The sequence below is a fragment of the Aristophania sp. ESL1142 genome, assembly GCF_058107345.1.
In genome coordinates this window covers 1,125,909-1,150,353 of record NZ_JBYLUH010000001.1, presented here as the reverse complement: position 1 = coordinate 1,150,353, position 24,445 = coordinate 1,125,909, and the positions used below count along the sequence as shown (strand labels likewise).

General features: G+C 45.6%; 25 protein-coding genes and 1 tRNA gene. 4 read left to right on the top strand and 22 right to left on the bottom strand.

What is annotated here, in order from left to right:
- Nucleotides 1-4 precede the first annotated feature (4 nt).
- From betB to AC3B6P_RS05405, 3 genes are all read left to right on the top strand, one after another.
- Nucleotides 5-1,477, top strand: coding sequence for a betaine-aldehyde dehydrogenase (gene betB / locus AC3B6P_RS05415; protein WP_489805085.1), 1,473 nt, complete (start codon nucleotides 5-7; stop codon nucleotides 1,475-1,477).
- 71 nt (nucleotides 1,478-1,548) lie between these two features.
- A complete protein-coding gene (gene betA, locus AC3B6P_RS05410; RefSeq protein ID WP_489805084.1) occupies nucleotides 1,549-3,222 on the top strand; it encodes a choline dehydrogenase in 1,674 nt (557 codons plus the stop codon).
- 104 nt (nucleotides 3,223-3,326) lie between these two features.
- Nucleotides 3,327-3,734: a DUF423 domain-containing protein gene (locus AC3B6P_RS05405; RefSeq protein ID WP_489805083.1), complete on the top strand. Its 408-nt coding sequence runs from the start codon at nucleotides 3,327-3,329 to the stop codon at nucleotides 3,732-3,734.
- Here AC3B6P_RS05405 and AC3B6P_RS05400 read toward each other — a convergent pair.
- Genes AC3B6P_RS05400 through ffh form a run of 11 tightly spaced genes read right to left on the bottom strand, consistent with a single transcriptional unit; the run spans nucleotide 3,660 to nucleotide 13,150 of the window.
- Complete coding sequence (locus tag AC3B6P_RS05400) at nucleotides 3,660-3,992, bottom strand: hypothetical protein (RefSeq protein WP_489805082.1); 333 nt, start codon at nucleotides 3,990-3,992, stop codon at nucleotides 3,660-3,662. The genes AC3B6P_RS05405 and AC3B6P_RS05400 overlap by 75 nt on opposite strands.
- On the bottom strand, nucleotides 3,989-5,191 hold the full coding sequence (locus AC3B6P_RS05395) for a pyridoxal phosphate-dependent aminotransferase (protein WP_489805081.1): 1,203 nt from the start codon (nucleotides 5,189-5,191) through the stop codon (nucleotides 3,989-3,991). The genes AC3B6P_RS05400 and AC3B6P_RS05395 overlap by 4 nt, the downstream gene beginning before the upstream one ends.
- Nucleotides 5,191-6,393, bottom strand: a complete 1,203-nt coding sequence (locus AC3B6P_RS05390) for a pyridoxal phosphate-dependent aminotransferase (RefSeq protein WP_489805080.1) — start codon at nucleotides 6,391-6,393, stop codon at nucleotides 5,191-5,193. Before AC3B6P_RS05390 ends, AC3B6P_RS05395 begins: the two co-directional genes overlap by 1 nt.
- Nucleotides 6,394-6,443: 50 nt before the next feature.
- The gene (gene leuB / locus AC3B6P_RS05385) at nucleotides 6,444-7,547 is read right to left on the bottom strand and encodes a 3-isopropylmalate dehydrogenase (RefSeq protein WP_489805079.1); all 1,104 of its coding nucleotides are present in this window, start codon (nucleotides 7,545-7,547) and stop codon (nucleotides 6,444-6,446) included.
- Nucleotides 7,548-7,549: 2 nt separating this feature from the next.
- On the bottom strand, nucleotides 7,550-8,173 hold the full coding sequence (gene leuD / locus AC3B6P_RS05380) for a 3-isopropylmalate dehydratase small subunit (RefSeq protein ID WP_489805078.1): 624 nt from the start codon (nucleotides 8,171-8,173) through the stop codon (nucleotides 7,550-7,552).
- Nucleotides 8,173-9,600 carry a 3-isopropylmalate dehydratase large subunit gene (gene leuC, locus AC3B6P_RS05375; RefSeq protein WP_489805077.1) on the bottom strand — a complete coding sequence of 476 codons (1,428 nt, stop codon included), beginning with the start codon at nucleotides 9,598-9,600 and terminating at the stop codon, nucleotides 8,173-8,175. Before leuC ends, leuD begins: the two co-directional genes overlap by 1 nt.
- 22 nt (nucleotides 9,601-9,622) lie before the next feature.
- Entirely contained in the window at nucleotides 9,623-10,030 is a 408-nt protein-coding gene (rplS, locus tag AC3B6P_RS05370) for a 50S ribosomal protein L19 (protein ID WP_489805076.1), read from the bottom strand.
- A gap of 22 nt (nucleotides 10,031-10,052) precedes the next feature.
- Entirely contained in the window at nucleotides 10,053-10,760 is a 708-nt protein-coding gene (trmD, locus tag AC3B6P_RS05365; protein ID WP_489805075.1) for a tRNA (guanosine(37)-N1)-methyltransferase TrmD, read from the bottom strand.
- Entirely contained in the window at nucleotides 10,757-11,314 is a 558-nt protein-coding gene (gene rimM, locus AC3B6P_RS05360; protein ID WP_489805074.1) for a ribosome maturation factor RimM, read from the bottom strand. The genes trmD and rimM overlap by 4 nt, the downstream gene beginning before the upstream one ends.
- Nucleotides 11,315-11,334: 20 nt before the next feature.
- Nucleotides 11,335-11,679 (bottom strand): 30S ribosomal protein S16, encoded by a 345-nt coding sequence (gene rpsP, locus AC3B6P_RS05355; protein WP_489805073.1) that lies wholly within the window; start codon nucleotides 11,677-11,679, stop codon nucleotides 11,335-11,337.
- Nucleotides 11,680-11,734: 55 nt separating this feature from the next.
- Nucleotides 11,735-13,150 carry a signal recognition particle protein gene (ffh, locus tag AC3B6P_RS05350; protein WP_489805072.1) on the bottom strand — a complete coding sequence of 472 codons (1,416 nt, stop codon included), beginning with the start codon at nucleotides 13,148-13,150 and terminating at the stop codon, nucleotides 11,735-11,737.
- Nucleotides 13,151-13,320: 170 nt separating this feature from the next.
- Between ffh and AC3B6P_RS05345 the strand changes: the two genes are divergently transcribed.
- Nucleotides 13,321-13,411 (top strand) — tRNA-Ser (locus tag AC3B6P_RS05345).
- 112 nt (nucleotides 13,412-13,523) lie between these two features.
- Here AC3B6P_RS05345 and AC3B6P_RS05340 read toward each other — a convergent pair.
- The 11 genes from AC3B6P_RS05340 to metX all read right to left on the bottom strand — a co-directional run bounded on the left by AC3B6P_RS05340 (nucleotide 13,524) and on the right by metX (nucleotide 24,337).
- Nucleotides 13,524-14,180 (bottom strand): NTP transferase domain-containing protein, encoded by a 657-nt coding sequence (locus AC3B6P_RS05340; RefSeq protein WP_489805071.1) that lies wholly within the window; start codon nucleotides 14,178-14,180, stop codon nucleotides 13,524-13,526.
- Complete coding sequence (locus tag AC3B6P_RS05335; protein ID WP_489805070.1) at nucleotides 14,156-14,773, bottom strand: HAD-IB family phosphatase; 618 nt, start codon at nucleotides 14,771-14,773, stop codon at nucleotides 14,156-14,158. Before AC3B6P_RS05335 ends, AC3B6P_RS05340 begins: the two co-directional genes overlap by 25 nt.
- Nucleotides 14,770-15,513 carry a class I SAM-dependent methyltransferase gene (locus AC3B6P_RS05330; protein ID WP_489805069.1) on the bottom strand — a complete coding sequence of 248 codons (744 nt, stop codon included), beginning with the start codon at nucleotides 15,511-15,513 and terminating at the stop codon, nucleotides 14,770-14,772. Before AC3B6P_RS05330 ends, AC3B6P_RS05335 begins: the two co-directional genes overlap by 4 nt.
- Nucleotides 15,510-16,916, bottom strand: coding sequence for a hypothetical protein (locus tag AC3B6P_RS05325; protein ID WP_489805068.1), 1,407 nt, complete (start codon nucleotides 16,914-16,916; stop codon nucleotides 15,510-15,512). The genes AC3B6P_RS05330 and AC3B6P_RS05325 overlap by 4 nt, the downstream gene beginning before the upstream one ends.
- A 234-nt stretch (nucleotides 16,917-17,150) precedes the next feature.
- A complete protein-coding gene (gene glf / locus AC3B6P_RS05320; RefSeq protein WP_489805067.1) occupies nucleotides 17,151-18,320 on the bottom strand; it encodes a UDP-galactopyranose mutase in 1,170 nt (389 codons plus the stop codon).
- A 52-nt stretch (nucleotides 18,321-18,372) separates the two neighbouring features.
- Nucleotides 18,373-19,275: a glycosyltransferase family 8 protein gene (locus AC3B6P_RS05315; protein WP_489805066.1), complete on the bottom strand. Its 903-nt coding sequence runs from the start codon at nucleotides 19,273-19,275 to the stop codon at nucleotides 18,373-18,375.
- 201 nt (nucleotides 19,276-19,476) lie between these two features.
- The gene (locus AC3B6P_RS05310; RefSeq protein ID WP_489805065.1) at nucleotides 19,477-20,379 is read right to left on the bottom strand and encodes a glycosyltransferase family 8 protein; all 903 of its coding nucleotides are present in this window, start codon (nucleotides 20,377-20,379) and stop codon (nucleotides 19,477-19,479) included.
- A 93-nt stretch (nucleotides 20,380-20,472) separates the two neighbouring features.
- Nucleotides 20,473-21,027 (bottom strand): DsbA family protein, encoded by a 555-nt coding sequence (locus tag AC3B6P_RS05305; protein WP_489805064.1) that lies wholly within the window; start codon nucleotides 21,025-21,027, stop codon nucleotides 20,473-20,475.
- Nucleotides 21,028-21,095: 68 nt separating this feature from the next.
- Complete coding sequence (locus AC3B6P_RS05300; RefSeq protein WP_489805063.1) at nucleotides 21,096-22,388, bottom strand: DEAD/DEAH box helicase; 1,293 nt, start codon at nucleotides 22,386-22,388, stop codon at nucleotides 21,096-21,098.
- 190 nt (nucleotides 22,389-22,578) lie between these two features.
- On the bottom strand, nucleotides 22,579-23,178 hold the full coding sequence (metW, locus tag AC3B6P_RS05295; RefSeq protein WP_489805062.1) for a methionine biosynthesis protein MetW: 600 nt from the start codon (nucleotides 23,176-23,178) through the stop codon (nucleotides 22,579-22,581).
- Nucleotides 23,168-24,337, bottom strand: a complete 1,170-nt coding sequence (gene metX, locus AC3B6P_RS05290; RefSeq protein ID WP_489805061.1) for a homoserine O-acetyltransferase MetX — start codon at nucleotides 24,335-24,337, stop codon at nucleotides 23,168-23,170. Before metX ends, metW begins: the two co-directional genes overlap by 11 nt.
- Nucleotides 24,338-24,445: the final 108 nt, after the last annotated feature.

Sequence of the window (24,445 nt, the reverse complement as noted above, 5' to 3'; positions counted from 1 at the left end):
AATCATGTCTCTCTACCCTCTGCAAAAACTTTATATTGATGGAAAATTAACTGACGCGACAAGTGGCAAGACTTTCACGACCCGGAACCCGGCCAATGGAGACATTCTGGCCGAAGTGCAGATCGCCTCGCCTGAAGATGTCAATCGTGCTGTGACTGCCGCCCAGAAAGGTCAAAAAATCTGGGCAGCTATGACTGGTGTTGAGCGTTCGCGCATCATGAACCGCGCTGTCGCTATCCTGCGGGCACATAATGATGAAATTGCCCTGATAGAAACGCACGATACTGGCAAATCCATTTCTGAAACATCGACTGTGGATATCGTCACCGGAGCCGATGTGATCGAATATTATGCAGGTCTTGCCGTTGCGATCGAAGGTGAACAATACCCTCTTCGTGAAAGCAGCTTTTTTTATACCCGCCGCGAACCCCTGGGCGTTGTCGCTGGCATCGGGGCATGGAACTACCCTATTCAGATTGCCATGTGGAAAGCGGCTCCTGCCCTCGCGGCAGGCAATGCCATGATCTTTAAACCCAGCGAGGTCACTCCCCTGACAGCGACAATTCTTGCCAAGATTTTCACCGAAGCAGGACTTCCTGACGGTGTTTTTAATGTGCTGCAAGGGCCAGGGCGCATTGTTGGTCAGGCTTTAACCGATCATCCCGATATTGCAAAGATTTCTTTCACTGGTGGCGTAGCTTCCGGCAAAAGGGTCATGGCAAATGCCGCAGCCTCTTCCTTAAAAGATGTCACCATGGAACTTGGTGGCAAATCACCACTGATCATTTTACCTGACGCTGACATAGCGCGCGCCGTTGATATTGCAATGATGGCCAATTTCTATAGCTCTGGCCAGGTTTGCACAAATGGAACACGGGTCTTTATCCCACACTCCATGAAATCGCAATTTGAAGCCGGTTTGCTTGAACGTATCAAACATATCCGCATGGGAGATCCAACAGACCCCAATACCAATTTTGGTCCCATGGTCAGCTTTGAGCATATGGAAAATGTGCTGCATTATATTGAGCTCGGCAAAAAAGAAGGTGCTCGTTTATTGTGCGGCGGCAATCGTGAAATGAGCGGAAATTTCAGCAAGGGTGCTTACGTGCAGCCCACAATTTTTACTGACTGCCGTGATGAGCAGACAATTGTTCGTGAGGAAATTTTCGGCCCTGTCATGAGTGTACTGAGCTACAGCACCATTGATGAGGCCATAAGTCGCGCCAATAATACGACCTTTGGTCTGGCTGCGGGTGTTGTGACACACGATGTCTCGCTGGCCCATTCAGTTATCCATCGCCTCGAAGCAGGAATTTGCTGGATCAACACCTGGGGTGAATCCCCCGCACCGATGCCTGTTGGTGGTTATAAACAATCCGGTGTCGGGCGTGAAAACGGTTTGGCTACCCTGGCCCATTATACCCAGATCAAATCCATTCAGGTCGAATTGGGAGAGTTTGCCTCGGTCTTCTGAGAAGACACTGAGCGCATTTGTGAATCTGCATCGTGAAAATCTGAAAATAAACGATGCTTCAGGAGGATACTATGTCGAGTAAACAGGAATATGATTATATCATTATCGGCGCCGGCTCGGCCGGTGGCGTATTATCTGCGCGCCTGACTGAGGATGCAGGCACGACGGTTCTTCTGCTAGAAGCAGGAGGCCCTGATTATCGGTTTGACTTCCGTACGCAAATGCCGGCAGCTCTTTCCATGCCTTTACAGGGCAAACGATACAATTATGCCTATGCCACAGACCCTGAACCGAATATGAATAACCGCCGCATGGATTGCGGACGTGGCAAAGGACTTGGTGGCTCGTCCTTGATTAATGGCATGTGCTATATTCGCGGCAATGCCCTTGATTATGATAATTGGGCTAAAATGGAAGGGTTGGAAAACTGGAGTTATCTTGACTGCCTGCCCTATTTTAAAAAAGCCGAAACACGCGATATTGGCGGCAATGCCTATCATGGTGACAATGGTCCCCTGCACGTAACAACCCCTAAACAGGGCAATAATGTATTATTCCATGCCATGGTTGAGGCTGGTGTCCAGGCAGGATATGCCCGTACGGAAGATCTGAATGGCTACCAGCAGGAAGGCTTTGGTCCTATGGACCGGACAACGACAGCCTTTGGCCGACGTTGCTCAACATCACGCTGTTACCTTGACGAAGCCCGTAAACGCAGCACACTCACTGTTGAAACTCATGCTGTAACAGACCGCATCCTGTTTGATGGTAAACGGGCCGTCGGCGTACGTTGGCTTCAGAAAGGAGAGGTGAATATCTCCTACGCCCGTAAGGAAGTCATCGTTTGTGGTGGCGCAATCGCCTCACCGCAGATCCTCCAGCGTTCTGGCGTAGGGCCATCCGATCTGCTTAAAAGTCTCGATATTCCAGTCGTTGCTGATATTCCTGGCGTTGGGGCGAACCTGCAGGACCATGTCGAGATGTATATGCAGTGGAAATGCACAAAACCAGTAACACTCGCAACAGCAGCCCGTTTCTATAACAAACCGAAAATCGGCGCTGAATGGCTTTTCCTTGGTAAAGGTATTGGTGCTTCAAATGAATTTGAGGCGGGAGGGTTTATCCGTTCGCATGAAGATTTTGAATGGCCAAATATTCAATATCACTTCCTGCCCGTTGCAGTGAATTATAATGGTACGGACCCTATTAAGGTACATAGTTTCCAGGCACATGTAGGCTCCATGCGCTCATTGAGCCGTGGGCGCGTGCATCTGAAAACCAAAAACCCGAATGCTCACCCGAGTATCCTGTTTAACTATATGTCAACTGCCGATGACTGGCGGGAATTCCGTGCTGGCATTCGCATTACCCGTGAAATCTTTGCGCAATCAGCCCTGGACGAATTTCGTGGTGCCGAAATTTCTCCTACAGCAGACCTACAATCTGACAGCGAACTGGACGCTTTCGTCCGCAGCCGCGCTGAAACTGCCTATCACCCATCATGCAGTAATGCGATGGGCTATCATGATATGGCTGTGGTTGATCGTGATGGCAAAGTGCACGGCATGGAAGGCCTGCGGGTTATCGATGCCTCCATCATGCCACGCATCACAACCGGCAATCTGAATGCGCCAACAATTATGATCGCTGAGAAACTGGCTGATGTCATCCGTGAACGCAAACCGCTACCTCGTGCCGATGTGCCCTATTATATCGCGAACGGAGCACCGACACATAAAAAGTAAAAAATGCAGAAAGCTGTTCAGACGACTTACAAACCCGCCATTTTATAATGGCGGGCTTTGTCCTATTATATGTCTCTATTCCTGACCAGGGTAAAGCAATTGACATGAAAAAAGAGACTTTTCTGAGAATCCTTTTCATTTTTGGTGCCCTTTTCGCAGCCAGCGGCGTTATTCTCCAGGCACTGACTGAACATCTGCCAGAAGCATTTTTTTCAGAACCACATGGGCGGCATTACCTTAATAATGCGACTGATATCCTTCTTTGGCACGGGATCGCCTTATGTTGTCTTACCCTCTATAAAGGGTTTCTCAATCCCCTACGCCAATGTCTGGCCTGCGCGATGATGGTAACAGGCACGCTTCTTTTTTCTGTTTCCGTCAGTCTGCTGAGCTTTAAGATTATCAATCACGCTCCAGTTGCACCCTTTGGAGGTACTTTACTCATCCTGTCCTGGCTCGTGATGGCAAGCGCTGCATTGGGAAAAACCCAAACGCCTGATAAACAGAAATAAAAGCTGGCAACTTAAAGCCAGGCAAAAACATATGACAATAATTGCACTTAAAAGAAGCTGCTCCCGCCCCAGCGCTGTTTCTATATGAAACAAGCCATAGAGATGCAGCCACATATCAGAACCAACAACGCGCTGCATCAGTTTCTGCGCAGGAGACCAGACCCTGGCAATCACAACAAAAATCACCGTCAATGTGACAAGTGAAACTGTCCGCATTAATGTCGCAAAAACTGTGACATCATGCGGTTTCTGTTTCATGAACAGCCCAGGACAAACCGTTTTAATCTCTCACAAGCCTCTGTCAATTCCGCCTCTGAAGCCGCGAAGGAAAGGCGCAAATGAGGCCCTCTTCCGAAAGCTGAACCTGGAACTGTTGCCAGATATTGTTCTTCCAGCAAGGCTTCTGCTAGATCGACGTCGTTCTGGAGCACTCTGCCCGAAGCCGTCTTTTTTCCCATCAAACTGGCAAAACCAGGAAAAACATAAAAGGCACCCTCCGGCACAGCACAACTAATCCCTGGAATATTACGTAAAAACCCTACGACGCGATCACGGCGTCCTTCATAAACACGCCTCATGGCGTGGACACCCTCTAAAGATCCTTCCAGAACGGCACGCGCGCCACCTTGTGCCAGAGTGCAAATGCCAGAGGAAATATTGCCCTGCACTTTAATCATGGCCTTAATCAGGGCTTCCGGCCCACATGCAAATCCGACGCGCCAGCCTGTCATGGCATAAGCTTTACTGACACCATTAACCGTCAAAATCCGGTCTGAAAGGTCAGGAGCGACTTTTGCCAAAGAAACATGCCGCTTTCCTGAAAAAGTCAGATGCTCATAGATCTCATCACTCATAATCATGACATGAGGTGCTTTTCGAAGCACTTCTGCCAATTCCTCAAGATCGGATTGCTCTAAAATAGCGCCTGTCGGGTTATTGGGGAAATTCAGGACAACCCAACGTGTCTTCGGCGTAATGGCTTTTGCCAATGTCTCGGCCTTGAGGCGGAAATTATCCTCCTCATAACAGGGAATCTCGACCGGGCGCCCTCCAAACATCTGCACAATGAGCGGATAGCTTACCCAATAAGGTGATGGAACAATGACCTCATCCCCGGCTTCAATTGAGGCCATGAATGCATCAAAAATAACCTGCTTACCACCATTAGCAACCATAAGCTGTGATAAAGGAACATCAAGGCCGTTATCACGTTTGAACTTATGGGCAATTGCTTCAAGCAGCGTTTTCTGCCCTGGAATAGGGGGGTAACCTGTATGACCGGCCTTTACCTCTTCAATCGCCCCTTCGAGTGCTTCTTCCGGTGAGGCAAAATCTGGTTGCCCAAGGGCCAAAGAAATAACGGGTTTCCCCTCTGCTTTCAGATCCCTGGCGCGCGCTGCCATAGCGATGGTTGCAGGAGCTGGCAAAGAAGAAACGCGAGCAGCAGGGCGAAACATTAACTTAAACTTTCACAAAAACTTTTAATACGCTTACAGGCTTCATCCAATAATTCCGTACTGGTTGCATAGGATATCCGGAAATAACCCGGCGTCAGGAAAGCAGCCCCATGCACAGCAGCAACACCTGTTTCTTCCAGAAGACACGTTACGAAATCTTCACAACTGGTGAGTTTTTTACCTGTATGAGTCTGTTTGCCGATTAAATTCTTAACCGAAACAAACACGTAAAATGCCCCTTCAGGCTTATGACATTCCAACCCGGCAATCGCTGAAATTTTTGAGACAACAAGATCCCGCCTCTTCTGGTACACAGCAACCATTTCGCTGATACAATCCTGAGGGCCAGATAAAGCAGCCTGCGCCGCCGCCTGGGCAATTGAGCACGCATTGCTTGTACTCTGACCCTGTAACTTTATCAGCTGTTTTGTAAAGGCTTCAGGTGCTGCCGAAAAACCAATACGCCATCCCGTCATGGCATAGGCTTTACTGACACCATTCATCGTGACCGTACGATCTCTCAGCTTCGGTTCAACCTGAACAATAGTCTTCGAAACCCGTCCGTCATAAATCAGCTTGGCATAAATATCGTCTGTCAGGATCCAGATATCCGGATAATCAAGCAGAACATCTGTCAGGGCTTTTAACTGCTCTTCAGAATAGGCAGCCCCTGTCGGATTGCAAGGTGAGCACAATATGAACCATTTTGTACGTTCCGTAATGGCAGCCCGTAATTGCTCGGCTGTCAGACGAAAACCATTTTCAGGGTCCGTCTGCACGATAACAGGAACACCATCAGCCAACTGTACGATATCAGGATAAGAAACCCAGGCCGGTGCGGGAATAATGACTTCATCACCAGCATTCAGGCTGGCTGTCATGACATTATAAATAACCTGCTTACCGCCCGTCGAAACACAGATTTCTTCCTTGCAGTAATCGAGTCCGAAATCAGCATTAAGACGATCTGCCGCAGCCTGCCTAACAGACTGCGTCCCGGCGACATCAGTATATTTCGTCTCACCCCGTGCAAGAGCTTCAATCGCAGCATTCTTGATAAAATCCGGTGTATCAAAATCAGGCTCTCCGGCAGAAAGGCTGATAATATCCTTCCCCTCTGCCTTTAACTGACGCGCCTTTTGCGTGATGGCGATTGTCTGGCTTGGAAGGATCCGGTTCATCCGGTCTGATATGATGGACATTATAACCTCTGACAATCACTAACTAAAGAAGAAATGTGTCATTAACAAACTCAGGCTAACGCACTCATCATTTTCAGAACAGCCTGCCCCATTTCTTCTGTACTGACAGCTTTTTCTCCTTCTGATGCAATATCAGCAGTCCGCAAGCCTGTTTCAAGAACTTTGGAGACAGCATGCTCAATCAAATCAGCATCATCAGCTCTGTTCAGAGAATAACGCAGCAACATAGAGAGAGAAAGGATCTGTGCCAGCGGATTGGCAATACCTTTCCCTGCAATATCAGGCGCACTGCCATGAATTGGTTCATAAAGTGCCGCCCTTTTGCCGTTACCTGTTTCACTCCCCAATGTGGCAGAGGGCAGCATTCCAAGTGAACCCGTCAACATAGACGCCAGGTCAGAGAGAATATCACCAAAAAGATTCCCCGTAACTATAACATCAAACTGACGTGGCGCCCTGACAAGCTGCATGGCACAATTATCGGCCAGCATATGGGAAAGCTCTACATCCTGATATTCACGACGATGGAGGTCGGTGACGACTTCCTTCCAGAGCAGGCCACTTTCCATCACATTGCATTTCTCAACAGAGCAGACCCGCCCTTGACGCAAGCGTGCCAGATCAAATGCAACCCGTGCAACCCGTTCGATTTCAGGTGTTGTATAAACCTCTGTATTAATGCCTTTGCGTGTACCATCGGGCAAGGTTTCAATGCCTCTTGGCTCACCAAAATAAACACCACCGACTGTCTCACGGACGATCATGAGGTCCAAACCACGGACCACTTCCGGTTTCAGAGCAGAGGCGGAGAGAAGCGGATCAAAGAGCTTGGCGGGACGCAGATTAGCATAAAGCCCCAAATCCTTACGCAAGCGAAGAATAGCAACTTCTGGGCGGCGGTCAAATGAAACATCTTTCCATTTCGGGTCGCCCACTGAGCCAAATAAAACGGCATCAGCTTCTTTTGCCTTGGTAATGACCTCATCACGAATAGGCACATCATGAACAGCCAGTGAAGCACCACCAACCAGGTCTTTATCAAGTTCAACTTCAAGACCGCGATTTTCCTGCAGCCATTGCAAGAGTCTCAAGGCCTGAACCATAACTTCCGGGCCAATACCATCACCTGGCAGAAGCAGCAATTTGTGAGCCATAATTATGCCTTTTCTTTCACAGTGGAAGGAATCCACGACCGGGAAGGACGTGCCTCAAATTTTGTAATATCCTGCTCAAACTGCAAGGTCTGTGACACATCATCTAGCCCTTTAAGCAGGAGCTGGCGGCGATATGGGTCGATCTTAAAAGGAACTTTTTGACCATCTGGACAAATGATAACCTCTTTTTCAAGATCAATCGTGAAGCGTGCATTCGCTCCGGCTTCAGCATCTTTCATCAAGGTTTCACAAACATCACGGGGAAGCTTGATCGGCAAAATGCCATTCTTGAAGCAGTTATTATGAAAAATATCTGCAAAGCTGGGAGCGATGACACATCTTATCCCAAAATCCAGCAACGCCCAGGGAGCATGTTCACGCGAAGAGCCGCACCCCAGATTATCAAGCGTAATGAGGATACCCGCTTTACGATAGGCTGGTTTATTTAGCACAAAATCCGGGTTTTCGCTTCCATCATCATTATAACGCTGTGCCGCAAAAAGATGTTCACCTAAGCCAGTACGTTGCGTTGTTTTAAGAAAACGCGCTGGAATAATCTGATCTGTATCAATATTCTCTTTCGGCAGAGGGGCTGCAATTGTTGTCAGAGTCGTAAATTTTTCCATTATGCGACCTCCCTGCGAAGAGTCCGTGGATCGCAAAGCATTCCTGTAACAGCAGCAGCAGCAGCCATGGCAGGTGAACATAAATGTGTGCGGCCATTGGGGCCCTGACGACCTTCAAAATTGCGGTTCGATGTTGACGCACATCTCTGATAGGGTTTTAGACGGTCCGGATTCATGCCCAGACACATCGAACACCCCGCCTCACGCCATTCAAAACCGGCATCAAGGAATATCTTGTCCAATCCCTCGGCTTCAGCCTGTTTGCGGACATGACCAGAGCCCGGAACAACCATGGCCCGAACATGCTCAGCGACTTTATGACCTTTAACAAGACTCGCTGCCACGCGCAAATCTTCAATACGACTATTCGTACAGGAACCGATAAAGACGACATCGACCGGTGTGCCTGCAATGGGTTGCCCCGCTTCCAACCCCATATAACTTAGGGCCCGGAGTGTACTCTCTGCTTTCGCCGGGTCAGCAAAATCTTCAGGGCTTGGAACATTCCCTGTAATCGGCAACACGTCTTCGGGGCTTGTACCCCATGTTACAGAAGGCTGGATTTCAGCAGCATCAAGCGTAATTTCCGTATCAAAAACAGCATTTTCATCACTAGCTAATGTTTTCCAGTAAGATACTGCTTTCTCAAATTCTTCACCTTTCGGCGCAAATGGACGGCCTTTTACATAAGCAAAAGTCGTCTCATCAGGGGCAATCATACCAGCACGCGCACCAGCCTCAATAGACATGTTACAGAGCGTCATACGCCCTGCCATATCCAGCGCTCTTACCGCAGAACCAGCATATTCAATAACATGTCCAGTCCCACCAGCCGTTCCAAGCTTACCGATAATTGCGAGCATGATGTCCTTGGCTGTCACACCCGGACCAACTTCCCCCTCAACAGTCACACGCATATTTTTTGCATGTTTTTGCTGAAGTGTCTGTGTCGCCAGAACATGCTCAACTTCTGATGTCCCGATCCCGAAAGCCAAAGACCCCAGAGCGCCATGCGTTGAAGTATGACTATCTCCGCAGACGATCGTCATCCCTGGCAGGCTGATCCCCTGTTCAGGTCCGACAACATGTACAATCCCCTGATCTTCAGAGTTCAGGGCAAAATACGGAACGTGAAATTCTTTGACATTCTTTTCAAGTGTCTCAATCTGGAAGCGACTTTTAGGATCCTCTATTGGCAAAGAACGATCACTCGTCGGGACATTATGATCTGCCACCGCTATCGTCGCATCAGGGTGCCGCACCTGACGATGGGCTGCCCGCAAACCATCAAAAGCCTGCGGGCTTGTCACCTCGTGAAGGAGGTGACGGTCAATATAGAGAAGGCAGGTCCCGTCTTCGAGCGTTTTGACAACGTGATCATCCCAGACCTTATCATAAAGTGTCCGAGGGGACGACGAATTCTGCATTCTCATATATCTCCCATATCAATTAAGAAGCGGAAACTTCTCCGCCTTTATTTGCATCTACTTTATTAACATCTCTGGGGCGTTCTGCAATACGGGCAGACTTCCCTGAACGTCCACGCAGATAATACAGTTTAGCACGACGGACTTTACCACGGCGAACCACTTCAATCTCAGCAATAGTAGGAGAATAAAGTGGGAAAACACGCTCCACACCCTCACCATTAGAGATTTTACGCACTGTAAAATTGCTGTTAATCCCACGATTGGAACGAGCAATCACAACACCTTCATAGGACTGAACACGTTCACGTGTTCCTTCAACAACGCGTACACCAACGCGCACAGTGTCGCCAGCTTCAAACTCTGGCACGCCACGAAGGGCAGAAAGACGCTCTATTTCGCGTGCTTCAAACTCTTGCACAATGTTCATTAACCTAACTCCTAACACTCATTCACGATACGGATTGCCGGCTGTAAGCTTCCCACAGATCGGGGCGACGCTCACGCGTGACAATCTCTGATTCTTTTCGACGCCACCGGGCAATATCCCCATGGTGTCCTGACAACAAAACTGATGGAACAGAGAGACCTTCCCATTCCGCTGGCCGTGTATATTGGGGATATTCCAACAACCCGTCAGAAAAACTTTCATCCTCAGCACTCAAAGATGACCCCATAACGCCTGGCAGGAGACGAACGCAGCCATCCAGAAGAGCCAGGGCCGGAATTTCCCCCCCAGAAAGAACAAAATCCCCAAGGCAGAGCTGTTGAACGTCATATTTTTCCAATATACGCTCATCAACACCTTCAAAACGACCACAAAGAATCACAATCCCCGCCCCTTCTGCAAAGCGCGCCACGTCTTTCTGTGTAGCGCGTTTTCCACGTGGCGTGGGATAAATGATGGGACGCCTGATTTTATCACCTTCTGTAACGTCACTTAAGGCATGGGCCAGAACGTCCGGGCGCATGACCATACCAGCACCGCCACCAAAAGGTGTGTCATCGAGAGCACGATGTTTCCCCAGACCATATGGACGGAGATCATGCACCCGACAGGACCATATAGCTTCCTGCAAGGCACGCCCTGCAAGAGAGACCCCCAGTGGCCCCGGGAAAATATCGGGGAAAAGGGTTACTATATCAGCCTGCCACGTCACGCCCGCACCTGCACTTCACCAGCCAGATCACCTTCTACCTCAATCTCTTCCGGAAGAATTATCACTAACTCTCCTTTTTCAAGATCAATTGTAGGCACACAGGCCTTTGTAAAGGGGACGAGGGCACCACTATCAAGCTCAAGGCTTGTTCCTGCCCCATAATCATGGACAAAGACGACATGCCCCAGCCCTTCCCCTTCAGGAGAGCGGGCTGCAAGTCCGATCAGATCAATATGGTAGAAATCCTCTTCTTCCGCCGGTGGCAGAGATGAGCGCAGTGTATAAAGCCGTTTATTAACAACTTTTTCTGCTTCTGTCCGATCTGAAAGAGCGATACCCTGCTCATCAGTTAAAGTCGCAACACCATGAGACTTCCATTTCACGCTCCATTTCTGCCCCTGATCGTCAAAAACAGGGTCAAGTCCTTCCAGCAGATCAGGCTCTTCCATCACAGCATGAAGGTGCACATGGCCCTTTACCCCGTGTGGACGCCCTATCGTTGCGATATGGATCTTCTGGTCAGATGGAAAACGCGACAAGGATTTATGCTCCATTCAAGCGTCCAGGAACTGCTTTACGCAGCTTCCCCAGCGGCAGCGGCTGCTGCACGTTCCTGAGCTTTTTTGCCAGGAGCGGACTTCTTGGGCTGCTCATTATAAGTAAATTTTGGTGCCAGACCAGCATTACCGAGGAAACGAGCTACGCGATCTGTCGCCTGCGCACCCTGTGAGAGCCAATGTTTAATACGCTCATCATTCAGCTTTACGCGATCAGCATGCTCGGAAGGAAGCATTGGGTTATAAGCGCCAACTTTCTCGATAAAACGGCCATCACGTGGGCTGCGGCTGTCAGCCACAACAATGTGGTAATAAGGACGTTTTTTTGCCCCGGCACGGGCTAATCTAATTTTTAGACTCATAATGACTCCTGACTAACAATAAACTTACTTCACTAACGGCTCTGCCTAGTTCTCACTAAAAAGGAGGACGACCACCTTGTGCCCCCATCCCTTTCATAAGATTCCCCAGTCCGCCAGCACCCCCTATGTTGCGCATCAGGCCTGAAAGGCCCATCTTGCTAATGCGCTTCATCATAGTGGACATCTCATCAAACTGCTTGAGCAACCGGTTAATCTCCGGCACAGTCGTGCCAGAACCAGCAGCTATACGCTTTTTACGCGAGGCCTTGATGATACCTGGCGTTTTGCGTTCCTCAGGGGTCATTGAAGAGATGATGGCTTTATGACGGTTAAAAATCGACGTATCGATATTTTTTCCCTCAAGCTTCTCTTTCAATTTCCCCATCCCGGGCAACATACCCAGAATTCCTGAAATTGAACCAAGACGGCTGATCTGATTGATCTGCGAGACATAATCATCAAGATCAAACTTGCCGGCAAGCATCTTCTTGGCAACACGCTCGCCTTCTTCCTGATCCAGCTGTTCCGAGGCTTTTTCAACCAATCCGGCAATATCACCGAGGCCAAGAATACGCCCCGCAACACGCTCAGGATAAAATTCCTCCAGCGCATCCAGCTTTTCACCAGAACCTGTAAATTTGATTGGAGCGCCCGTAACCGCCTTCATGGAAAGGGCTGCACCACCGCGGGCATCACCATCCATACGGCTCATAACTACGCCTGTGATCCCGACCTGATCCTTAAAGGCCTGCGCCGTATTAACAGCATCCTGACCAGTCATGGCATCAACAACCAGAAGCGTATCCGCCGGGTTCGCGACATCGCGGACCTGGCGCACTTCGTTCATCAAGGCTTCATCAATTGCCAGACGCCCTGCCGTATCCAGAATAACGACGTCAAAACCTTCGCGCTTAGCTGTATCCAAAGCGCGACGCGCAATCTCGACGGGTTGCTGGCCTGCTACGATTGAAAGGGAAACAACACGCCCCTCTGTCAGGGCAGCTGCCTGCTGAGCAAGCTGCTGGAGCTGAAGCTGGGCCGCAGGACGCTGCACGTCCAAACTTGCCAGAAGAACTTTCTTGCGATCACGCCCTGCAAGACGCAGAGCAAGCTTTCCGGCCGTCGTCGTCTTACCAGCACCCTGCAAACCCACCATAAGCAGGGGGACAGGCGCAGACGCAGCCAGGTTGAGAGGAACGGCGCCTGCGCCGCCTAGTGCCTCAATGAGAGCATCATTAACAATCTTGGCAACAGCCTGACCGGGAGACACGCCTTCGAGGACTTGTTCCCCAACGGCTTTTTCTTTAACATTAGCAACAAAGGAACGAACGACTGGCAAGGCAACGTCTGCCTCCAGCATAGCCAGACGGACTTCACGCATAGCTTCCGCGACATCAGCCTCTGAAAGTTTTCCTCCTCTGGAAAGACCTTCAAAAACGCGGGACATTCTGCTGGAAAGTTGCTCGAACACGATTTAACCTTTACTGCACAACAAACGCGCCACTGCGCGAACCCTCGCGGAGTGACGTGTCCGAAAACTTTTTTTCTTCTAATAAGAGAATTCTTTTGGGTCAAGCCTTAATAACCACTTGACGCGGCCTTCATTTTCGGGTTTATGCAGTTTCACTCCGAGCGAGTTAAGGAGAGGTGGCCGAGTGGTTGAAGGCAGCGGTCTTGAAAACCGCCGTACGTTAATAGCGTACCGTGGGTTCGAATCCCACCCTCTCCGCCATTGCCCTTTACAGATGTTCTACTTTTTCTATATCTATTCTCTACAAAATGTATGAAATAACTTTCATAGAGAACAAATCAAAGGCAGACATAATTAAATTAGAATAAAAACATCACTTGTTTAAAATACACAAATGCCTCATCTGGGTTGCCCTATCAAAGTCCTCCTTTGTATCAATTTCCCAACTATCTACAAACCCATACGAAATGGGTAAATAGCTTCTCAAATGTTCATACACCGCTGTATTGCCAATATCATCAAATATCTTAACCGGTAACCAAGAGATATTTGCCCACTCCCATTTAGTAGGGGGATTACGTTTAAATCCAACGACATTTCCCTCATTAAGATCAACAAAAACAGCATCATTAGTCTTGGCTTTCGTTAATGCTAAACGAGGCTTCCCGGTCTGACATTCTTTAATAAAATTCCGAAAAGTTTCTGGTACGATAAGCAGGTCTGCATCCATAAATAAACAATCACCATGAAGACCTTTCGCACCCATAGCGTAACTATGGAGAGTCGTCGTAGTGCGAAATCCAGGATTTCTTACCACAATAACATCAGGACGCACCCGTGCTATTTCTTGAATAACTTCTGTTTCCATAAAGCCGACCACTACTCTCACATCAGCGACATCAGCAAGCAATGACAACAAATGTTCTATAACGCTTATACCATCAAAACATTCAAGACATTTAGGTTGTCCGTGACCCAAACGAGACCCCAATCCAGCAGCCGCTATTACAGCGTGTTTAATAATCGACACAATCCACTCCCGCTTAATGCAACATAATCGGCCATAGCTATCAATTCATTTGGACTAGAATGGATACCATTAAATGCAATCCCGATATCGGCCACATCAAACATTGGTATATCATTATATCCATCACCAATACCAACTACGCGACTAAAGCGCTTTTTAAGCTCCAATGTAGGTGTATTTTTACGCATGACATCGACAAGCTCAATTTTACCATTACGATCTACACGGCTTGTAGAGGTATAAAATTTACAGCCCAATCTTTTGATAAGAGGCTCAATCCAAATATCTAAATTTCCCGTAACAACAAAGCAACGCTCACTATTTGCTTTAATAAAAGATTCAATATCAGAATCTATAGCAATATTTGAAACAACGTGATGGATATAATCAATACGCGCTGAACGTAAAATGGCAAAACGCAACCGAAAGCTGTCTTCAAATGGGATAACACCATCCATGCTAAGACGCGTTAATAATTGCATCTCTTGCTCAAGCCCCAACTCAGCTGCAATCAATGGCAATAGCTCTTTCCGAGTAATAGTTCCATCAAGATCAAAGCAAAAAGATGTTGATTTTGCAGGAAGAACTGTCATGAAATTTTCTCAACGAAACAAAAATACTGGCGCGTATCAATACGATTATTTAAATCACTTTCATCAAAAAGTGGCTCTGGACCACTTATATTTACTCCCAGACCAGTAAAAGCTTTTTCTAGGCTTTCACTAATTTCCTTACGCGAACGATAAATAGCGTTATAATCAGCCGATAATTCCTCAGACCAATGATCAGAAAGCGTCAGACGTCTCTCAACCCCCATTGGCTCACGTATATAAACTAACCCTCCTACTAATAAGCGGCGGGCAATAACAGCTAACAACTCGCTAACTTGCAGATCATCAAGATAAATCAGAATACCTGACAGAATTACTCTATCAAATGGTCCATAGCAAGTGAACCAGTCATCAGTAATATCTTCAGCACCGATAGAGTGAAAGAAAATATTTGACTGAATACACCTCTTACGAGCAATTTCTATGAGAGATAAGCTAGCATCTACGCCATGATAGACTGCTATATTATTTTTAATGGCCTCCGCCCAGCGACCTATCCCGCATCCTATATCAAGAACTCGCTCTTTCCCCGTTAAACGCAATAACGGTTCAATTCGGGCTTTTTCAAGCACATCACGTTTCACCGCTATTTCTGGATGAGAATCCTGGTACATAACAGAAGTAAGAGGATGATCAGGATCGAATTTCCGTGCACGCCCTTCAAAGAAATCTGAAATTTTCTTTTGATCTAAGCTAATTTTTTTATTTACAAACCGACTCATAATACACCAACATTATCAGAGCAGATACCTTCAGCAATTTCATCGAGAATAATATCAACTGCTGATTTCTTTCGCGGGAAAAGAATATTGATCAATGCGTTCCGCTCTGCATCCAACAACCATTTTCCACCCGAGGCATAATATTCAATCGCGCTCCCCACCCCAGAAAAATCCCGCACATGATGAGCCGCAGCAAGAGCAGCGTCGCCGAGCGCATTCATTGGCACATGTTTGTGGCTGTCAATAAAAACTAAAGGTTTTTCAAAAATCGGGTATTCGGTGAGAAATGAAAGACCATCTGTGACCATCATATCCGATGCTGCAAAAAGATGAGCATAAGTCCCTAACTCAACCACACAATTAGGTAAATTATTCCACTTTTCGAGGAAAAGCTTCAGTTCATCTTGCGTCATAACACCATTATCCACCACAGATGCAAATAGCGCTGGGTGAGGTTTCAGGACAAAATCCACATCACTATGCTCAGATGCATAGCGGAGAAAATCAATGCAAACCGAATCAAAAGTGCCAAATCCGAGCCAATTCGTTCCGACTGAAAAATGGGGAGCCCATATCACACGAAAATTACGTTTTTTTTCAATAGGAAATGGCCATTTTTCAGGCTCATCCCGGGCAGCGAGAAGACGAGCAAGCTTCGGGTAACCACTAACTATAAATTTATTCGGATCAGAGTGCCGGAACTGAACAAAATAATCGCGCGTTTGCTCTGTTTCACAAAAAACACGCCATGACATGCGGTGCCAATACTGGTCAAAAGAGTTTTCACTTACCCCGCCTATACTATTATCCTCTGGATTAAAACGGGCAACAATCGACATACCATAAGGAACAGAACACAAGCGCGCAAAATTAATATATTGTGTCCGAAAAAATTCAGGAACGTCAAACTCCCATTGTGATTGACGAAATATCACATCAGGGTTCAGTGCACGCAAAATATCAAGACCAATAAACGAAGACTCCATTCCAAGACGGATATGCGAGACTCCCAGCTGGTCAAGCCCTGCACTTGTTACTGCTTCGCCACTGTAACTCTTATCCCCCGGAAAACGACGATTAATTGAAATGACGAGTGGCTCAAAGCGCACATCTTCTGTCATGGCCTTCCAGAGATCAAAATAAGCGTCAAAACTTTCTATAGCGTGAACCAGGAAAACGCATCTTATTCTACGTCCGACCGGCATTGAACGCCGAACTGCCAAATTTTCCGTAGCACGCAGGCCAAAAATCTCTATTGCAAGCTTATTCTCTATTTCATTAAGCCTATTTTCAAGTTTTTGAACCGAAGGAAGAACGCTTGACCGGATCAACTCTCCAAAGTGCGCCTCAAGAGAAGACGCAGTGTCAGAGTTCACTTTCTGGAGCAACAAAACCAGTTTCAAAAAAAAATCTTCGTCTGCGTTCAAGTGGCACCCATCCATTACAAAATAATATAATAAGACTTGGTAATTTTTTGATTCTTACCTGATTTTATTTATGATGTATCAGGGTTATAATTTTATTTGCAATATTAATATTATTAACCAATTCAGCTGTCAAGCCATTCTATACTCACAATACTGGTTAATCATTATTTCATTAAAAAATACATAAGTCTTTGTTCCTTAGAGTGATAATTATATGCAATCATTGACGTCCATATCTACGAAAAATGAGGGTATCACTCCTCCGGCTTCCAATCTTTCATCAACGACCCTACACACATTTAATGCTTCAAGGATTGTAATATCCATATCCAGGTATCTGTATGTACCTAGACGTCCCAAAAACGAAACATTTCTCGTTTGATTAGCTAATGAAATATAGTCCTTGAGCATTTTTGTTTGAGTTGCAAGTCGGATAGGATAATAAGGCGTATCCCCTTCGCCCGCTAAACGACTATATTCACGGAAATAAACCGTCTTATTCAATGAAGGAAGTTCCCATGGAGTGAAATGCTTATGTTCAGCAATACGCGTATAAGGAACATTCTCATCACAGTAATTTATGACTGCCGTACCTTGATAATCCCCTTTACTTTCAAAACGCTTAAAATCCAGTGTTCTATAACCCAACCTACCACGTGAGAAATTAAAGAAACGATCTATAGGACCCGTATAAAAAACATGATCAAAGGCATTATCTATTTTATAGTTTTCGAACGAAGTATCGAGATATAATTTTATAGCCGAATCAGAAATTATATTCTGGATGACATCACCATAACCATTTTCAGGAATACCCTGATAAGGATGACTGAAATAATTATCATCATAGTTAAATCTGACAGGTAGTCTCTTCAGAATAGAGGCTGGCAGATCAACCGGATTCATTCCCCACTGTTTACGTGTATATCCCTTGAAAAAGGCCTCATAAAGCTCCCGACCAATTAGTGATAGCGCCTGTTCCTCAAAATTGGCAGGATTGACGATTGAATTATCCGCCTTACTTCTAATAAAACTCTCTGCCTCTTCAGGTCTCATATTTGTTTTGAAAAATTGGTTAATTGTCAAAAGATTTACCGGGAGCGTATAGACCCTCCCCCGAGAAACCGCCTTAACCCTATTGATATAAGGCCTAAATCTTCCAAATTCCTGAACATAATCCCATACTTTTTTATGTGCTGTATGAAAAATATGAGGCCCATAATGATGGACCATAATATTGGTATTTCTATCACGTGACGTATAACAATTACCAGCCAGATGAGGACGCTCATCAATCAAAGAAACCTCATGCCCTGCCTTTGAAAGATGCCTGGCTAAAACAGCACCACTAAAACCAGCTCCAACAATACAGAATTTCATTACCACTTATCTCATTCTGTTTTTCATTATGCCCAACAAAAATCAGATAACATTAAAGCTCCTCCATCTTTTTCCACATGGGACCACATACGAGTTCTGCTGCTATAGCTGGGATAGCGCTTAAAACCTGTTTTGTGACGTGCTTATATTCCTCAAGATAAATTTGACTTTCCTTAGTAAAGATAAAATGATTCCAAGGTTTCGAATATCCCATAAAATGACACACAGCCATATCGGAACGACTTTTATCCATATCCTCTCTAATCATCTCAGAAAAAAGTGATGATGGTTCACGTTCAAGCTCAATCTGGAAATTCCACCTTAAAGAGTAAAGATAGAGTGAATCCTGAAAAACATAATTCAGAATCATCTCGTCCTTTGAACTCCATTGTCGTTCTATAAGGTTGATGCATTCTTCACGTTCCTGATCTGTAATTAGCAAATTATTAAAAACAATCACGCCTCCATTAAAGTAATTATCGACATTACGGATGCCATTTTGAGCTGCATACAATCTAAAATTACCAAAATCACCGTATTTAGTATAGTGTCTATAAATACACCTTACAGCACCAACTTTTTTATCATCAGGCAATCCATCAATGATTTCCAGAATATCGTCTCGTATAAGCATATCTACATCAAGCTTAACCGCTTTATTATAATCTTTAAAATACTTTGGAATAAAAAGAGAGTAGTATATCTCTTTAGCCACACCTTCCTGGCAGCTAACTCCATCAAGAGCATGCGAAAGATCTATAAAATTGACCTTACATCCATATGATAAGATCATTCGTTCTGCTAGGACTATAAGTATTGGAGCCAAATTGTTATGAAAAACAAATATTTCTATACGAGATTTGTCTGAAATATGATCAATTAAAGACTTAACGGTAACCAGCCCCGGGATAAAAAAGGTGCGGTCAAAAGCTACAACTATCGGCGTAACATCCACGACAATATCTCCCTAAATCAATATGGGTCTATTCCATACCCATCACCATATTTCATACACCCAGAAATTTTTCTTAATTTACATTCACGAAATAGGCAAACCTGAAACAGGTAACAATATTCTATGTGAATTTTTATATAGTAACGTGTTGTAAAATTAACGTATACAACATTAAAAATACAAGTTCGTACGGATCAGTCTTTACAGTTTCTCCATCTTTTTCCACATTGCTCCACATAGAACAGGAGCTGCCAACCGTTCGATATCATGCAATACATGCTTCGTAATGGAACGATACTCTTTAATAAATGGACCTGCCCATTCTGTAAAAGGAAAGTCGCGCCAGGGTTTGGCTGACCCCATAAAATGACAAATAGCTATATCAGAACGGCTTCCATCTATATCCTCTCTGATAAACTCAGAGAAAGAGGAAGACCCCTCACATTCAAGCTCTATCTGAAAATTCCATCTTAAAGAATAAAGATAGAGTGAATCCTGAAAAACATAATTCAGAATCATTTCCTCATTTGAGTGCCAGTGGCGTTCAATAAGATTTATACACTCCGAGCGCTCCTGGTCGGTAATAAGATGATTATTAAAAACAACAACCCCGCCATTAAAATAATTATCAATATTACGAATACCTATCTTTGAGGTGGTTTTTCTAAAGCCTCCAAAATCACCATATTTTATATATTGACGAAATACACAACGAACAGCGCCAATTTTTTTATCCTCTGGCAGGGCATCAATCATTTTTAAAATATCATCACGAACAAGGACATCAGCGTCGAGTTTAATAGCTTTATCATAATTTTTAAAATACTGAGGAACAAAAAGAGGATAATATAACTCTAAAGAAACGCCCTCTTTACAATTAACATGATCAAGCGCATGTGAAAGATTTATAAATGACACCATACAGCCATATGATAAAATCACTTTTTCAGCGACAGATATAAGAAAAAAAGAAAGATCATTATGAAAAACGAATATCTCTATACGTGTTTTATCAGAGATATTATCAATCAGAGATTTAATTGTAACAAGACCAGGAATAAAATATGTCCGGTCAAATGTCACAACAACAGGAATTATATTCATTTCTTTACGATATCATATTTTTTGACACAAAACATGATATATACTCTCCTGTGTAAATAAAATATTTTCTTTATGTCATTACTTACTTAAACCCTATAACACCAGCCGTTCAACCCATTGTTCAATATCTTCTCCACTACTAAAACGGTCATCTATCAGGCCATTCACCATAAAGGTCGGGGAAACGTGGATACCATTCTGCCGGGAAAATCTTGCATGACGTTTTACAGCTTTCGTAACCTCATCCAGTTCAAAAGCTTTTTGTAAGGCAACACCGCTATATCCCTCAAGTTTCTCAAGAATTTGGCGTGGCGTTATATCCATATTCGGGCCAGAGGAATGATGTGTAAATTCAAATTCCTCCCGATGATCACCCACCGCTTTTATAACTTTCCACGCCTGCTCCCTACCATTCTTCAATGTCAGAGCCGCCAGAATGGCGCGATTCACAATGGCCGAAAACAAATGCCATGGCTGGGAATGAAGATATATTTCCAGCTTTATTGCCTTTTCCCCAACAAGTGCAAGAAGAGGCATGATTTTATTAACTGTCCGCACACAATAAGGACAAGTAGGCTCAATAAAAATATCAAACTTTACTGGACCATCTCCCCAGATCAAGGAAGCTGGCTTTACAAGATGATTCATGAAACGCTCCTGTCCTTTATCAATCTGCATCTTCCAAAAGATGCAGATTGACTATAGCACAGTCATCTCTAGCGTGAAAATTTCCTTCTTGCTCCATGAGAAGGTGACTTTTCCGGGCGTCTTGACCCTTGCCCTCTTCCAGCAGCGCCTCTGTCTGAACGACGTCCCTGCTGTCTGCGCCCTCCACCCAATACAGGAGGACGCATTGTCGATAAACGAGCCTCCTCTGAATGATAGGGGTGGTTCGTTATAGCCGGGACATTCTTACCAATCCGGCGTTCAATATCATGTAGCCACGCTCTCTGCTCTGCCTCACAAAGGGTAATAGCCCATCCTTCACGGCCTGCACGCGCAGTGCGCCCAATTCTATGAACGTAAGATTCAGGAATATTCGGCAGATCATAATTAAAAACGTGAGAAACCTCATCAACATCAATACCGCGAGCCGCAATATCCGTTGCGACCAGTACTTTGACACTCCCATCACGGAACCCACTCATGGCACGCTCACGAGCACCCTGGGACTTATTCCCATGAATTGCCGCTGCTGCGATCCCGTTATCATTAAGGTAATCAGCGACTTTATTGGCTTCATGCTTCATGAGGGTAAAGACAACAGCCCGTTCCACCCGGTCATTATCAACCAACATGAGAAGTGCTTCTTTTTTCTTCCCCCCATCAACAAACAACACCGCCTGACGGATCCGATCGACCGTGCTTGATTCAGGTGTTACCTGCACGAGAACAGGATCTTTCAGAAGTGAATGCGCTAACTCCTCAATAGAGGACGGCATTGTAGCTGAGAATAAATGCGTCTGGCGCTGATTGGGCAGAATATTAATGACTTTGCGGATATCGTGAATAAAGCCCATATCCAACATACGGTCCGCTTCATCAAGCACTACAAATTCAGTATTGGAAAGATCTATAAACCCTTGTGATACAAGATCAAGCAGCCGACCAGGTGCTGCGACCAGAACATCAACCCCTTTTTTGAGGGCCTCAACCTGGCGGCTCTGACCGACCCCTCCGAAAATAACAGCATGGCGAAGACCCATATACCGGCCATATTGTGCAAAATTATCACCGATCTGAGAGGCCAGTTCCCGCGTTGGCGCTAGGACAAGCGCACGAACTTCATACGGTCTCAACCGTTTCGGATTCGCAAGAATATGATTAAGGATTGGAAGAGCGAAAGCGGCCGTCTTCCCCGTCCCTGTCTGAGCCAGGCCGAGAAGATCTCGTCCCTTAAGAAGATGTGGAATAGCCTCTGCCTGAATAGGAGTCGGAATTTGATAACCCTGTTCCTCCAAAGCTTTTAAAATTGGCTCAGCAAGACCAAGCGATTCAAAATCCGTCATAATTACTCCCTGGATGCGTTGTCAGACTTACAGGCAGCAACGCTATTAATGGTATCTAATTAGAACTGATTTAGTCCTATTTAAGCGGGACTTCAAGACAATTTAGAGAATTAATTTTTTATAATATATAACACAGCGCCCTTAATTATTTGAAAATAAATAATTTTTTGGTAAAAATCATGAACTGTCATCACGCTTTCTTCAGCAAGAAAAGCGCCTGCTCACCAAATAAATTTGCCATAGAAAGGGAACGACTCAAAAAAGCTGCACGCCCATCTTCCTTAACAGCAAACCATTTCTCGATTTTATAATTCTCTGCTTCACATAAAGCAATAAAATCATAAATCGTACAGGGATGGATATTGGGGGTAATATACCATGGTGTATTCCATACAGGTGTCATAGGCATACGACCTGTACGCAAAAGCTGCCAACGCAAACGCCAGTGACCGAAATTCGGGAAAGAAACAATTGCATAACGCCCGATCCTGAGAAGCTGTTTTAAAACCTCTCTGGGATGTTCAACCGCCTGCAAAGTACGTTGTAAAACAACATAATCAAACGTATTGGCCGGATAATCTGCTAGATCATGGTCGGCATCACCTTGCATAACAGGTAATCCGTGAGCCACTGAACGCGTCACCGAACGCATATCAATCTCGATCCCCTGAGCCTCACATTTCTTTTCATGAAACAGATAATCGATTAACTGCCCGTCCCCACTCCCAACATCAAGGACACGACTACGATCAGGAATCATATCTGCAATGAGCTTCTGATCAACCCGCATGACCGGCACCTCCCTGCACGACATCATATGAAAGGCCAGCATGATCAGCCGCTCCTTTCAGAAACCCTTTCATTGTCCGGTCAAAATCAGGTTCATCCAGCAAAAAAGCATCATGTCCCTTATCGCTCTCAATCTCAACGAAAGAAACATTGGCCCCTGCCCGTGTTAACGCCCTTACTAAAGTACGCGACTGAGACGTTGGGAAAAGCCAGTCAGAGCTAAATGACACAACACAAAACCTTGTAGGAGAACGGCGAAATGCCTCTGCCAGGTCGCCATTATAGTCCTCTGCCAGATCAAAATAATCCATCGCCCTTGAAATTGCGAGATATGCATTTGCGTCAAAACGCTGCACAAAACTTGAACCCTGATGCCTTAAATAACTCTCAACCTCAAACATGCCTTTAAAAAGAAGCGGCATTCCTTCCGGCTGACGCGGGACCGTGCCCTCTCTTATGCGACGGCCAAATTTACGGCTCAAAGCCTTTTCAGACAAATAAGTGATATGCGCCATCATTCGTGCAACCCCAAGCCCCCGCGCAGGCACCACGCCAAACTCTCTATAATGTCCATCATGCCAGTCTGGGTCAGCAAAGATCGCCTGACGACTGACTTCGTTAAAGGCAATATTCTGGGCTGATTGATAGGTAGCCGTCGCAATCGGCATTGCTGCAAAAACACGCTCAGGATGTAAAGCTGCCCATGAGAGCACCTGCATCCCCCCCATAGAGCCGCCTATCACAGCAAATAGACGTTGAATCCCAAAATGATCAATGAGCTTGGCCTGGGCTGCCGTAATATCCTGCATGGTAATTGTCGGAAAGTCTGGCCCCCAGGGTTCACCTGTATCACTACGGCGTGAAAGTGGGCCAGTCGTACCCATACAGCCTCCGAGTACATTACTACAAATCACAAAAAAATGGTTTGTATCTATCGGAAGGCCCGGCCCAACCATACGCGTCCACCACCCCGGTTTACCTGTTACCGGATGTGTCTGGGCGACATACTGATCGCCTGTTAAAGCATGACAGAGAAGGATGGCATTATCACGATTGGGAGAAAGTGTTCCATAAGTCTGGTAAGCTATATCGAGCGGAGCAATTTTCTGCCCACATTGAAGTTCTAATCCTTCTGTTACCGTATAAATCTGATGGTTCAATCTTTCTCTCTCTTTACACCTGTGTTCTTTATATTCATTACCCTCATTAACACCCTCTATTTAAAAGATAAAAAAACGATGGCAAGGATTTTTACAAAACTAACATGA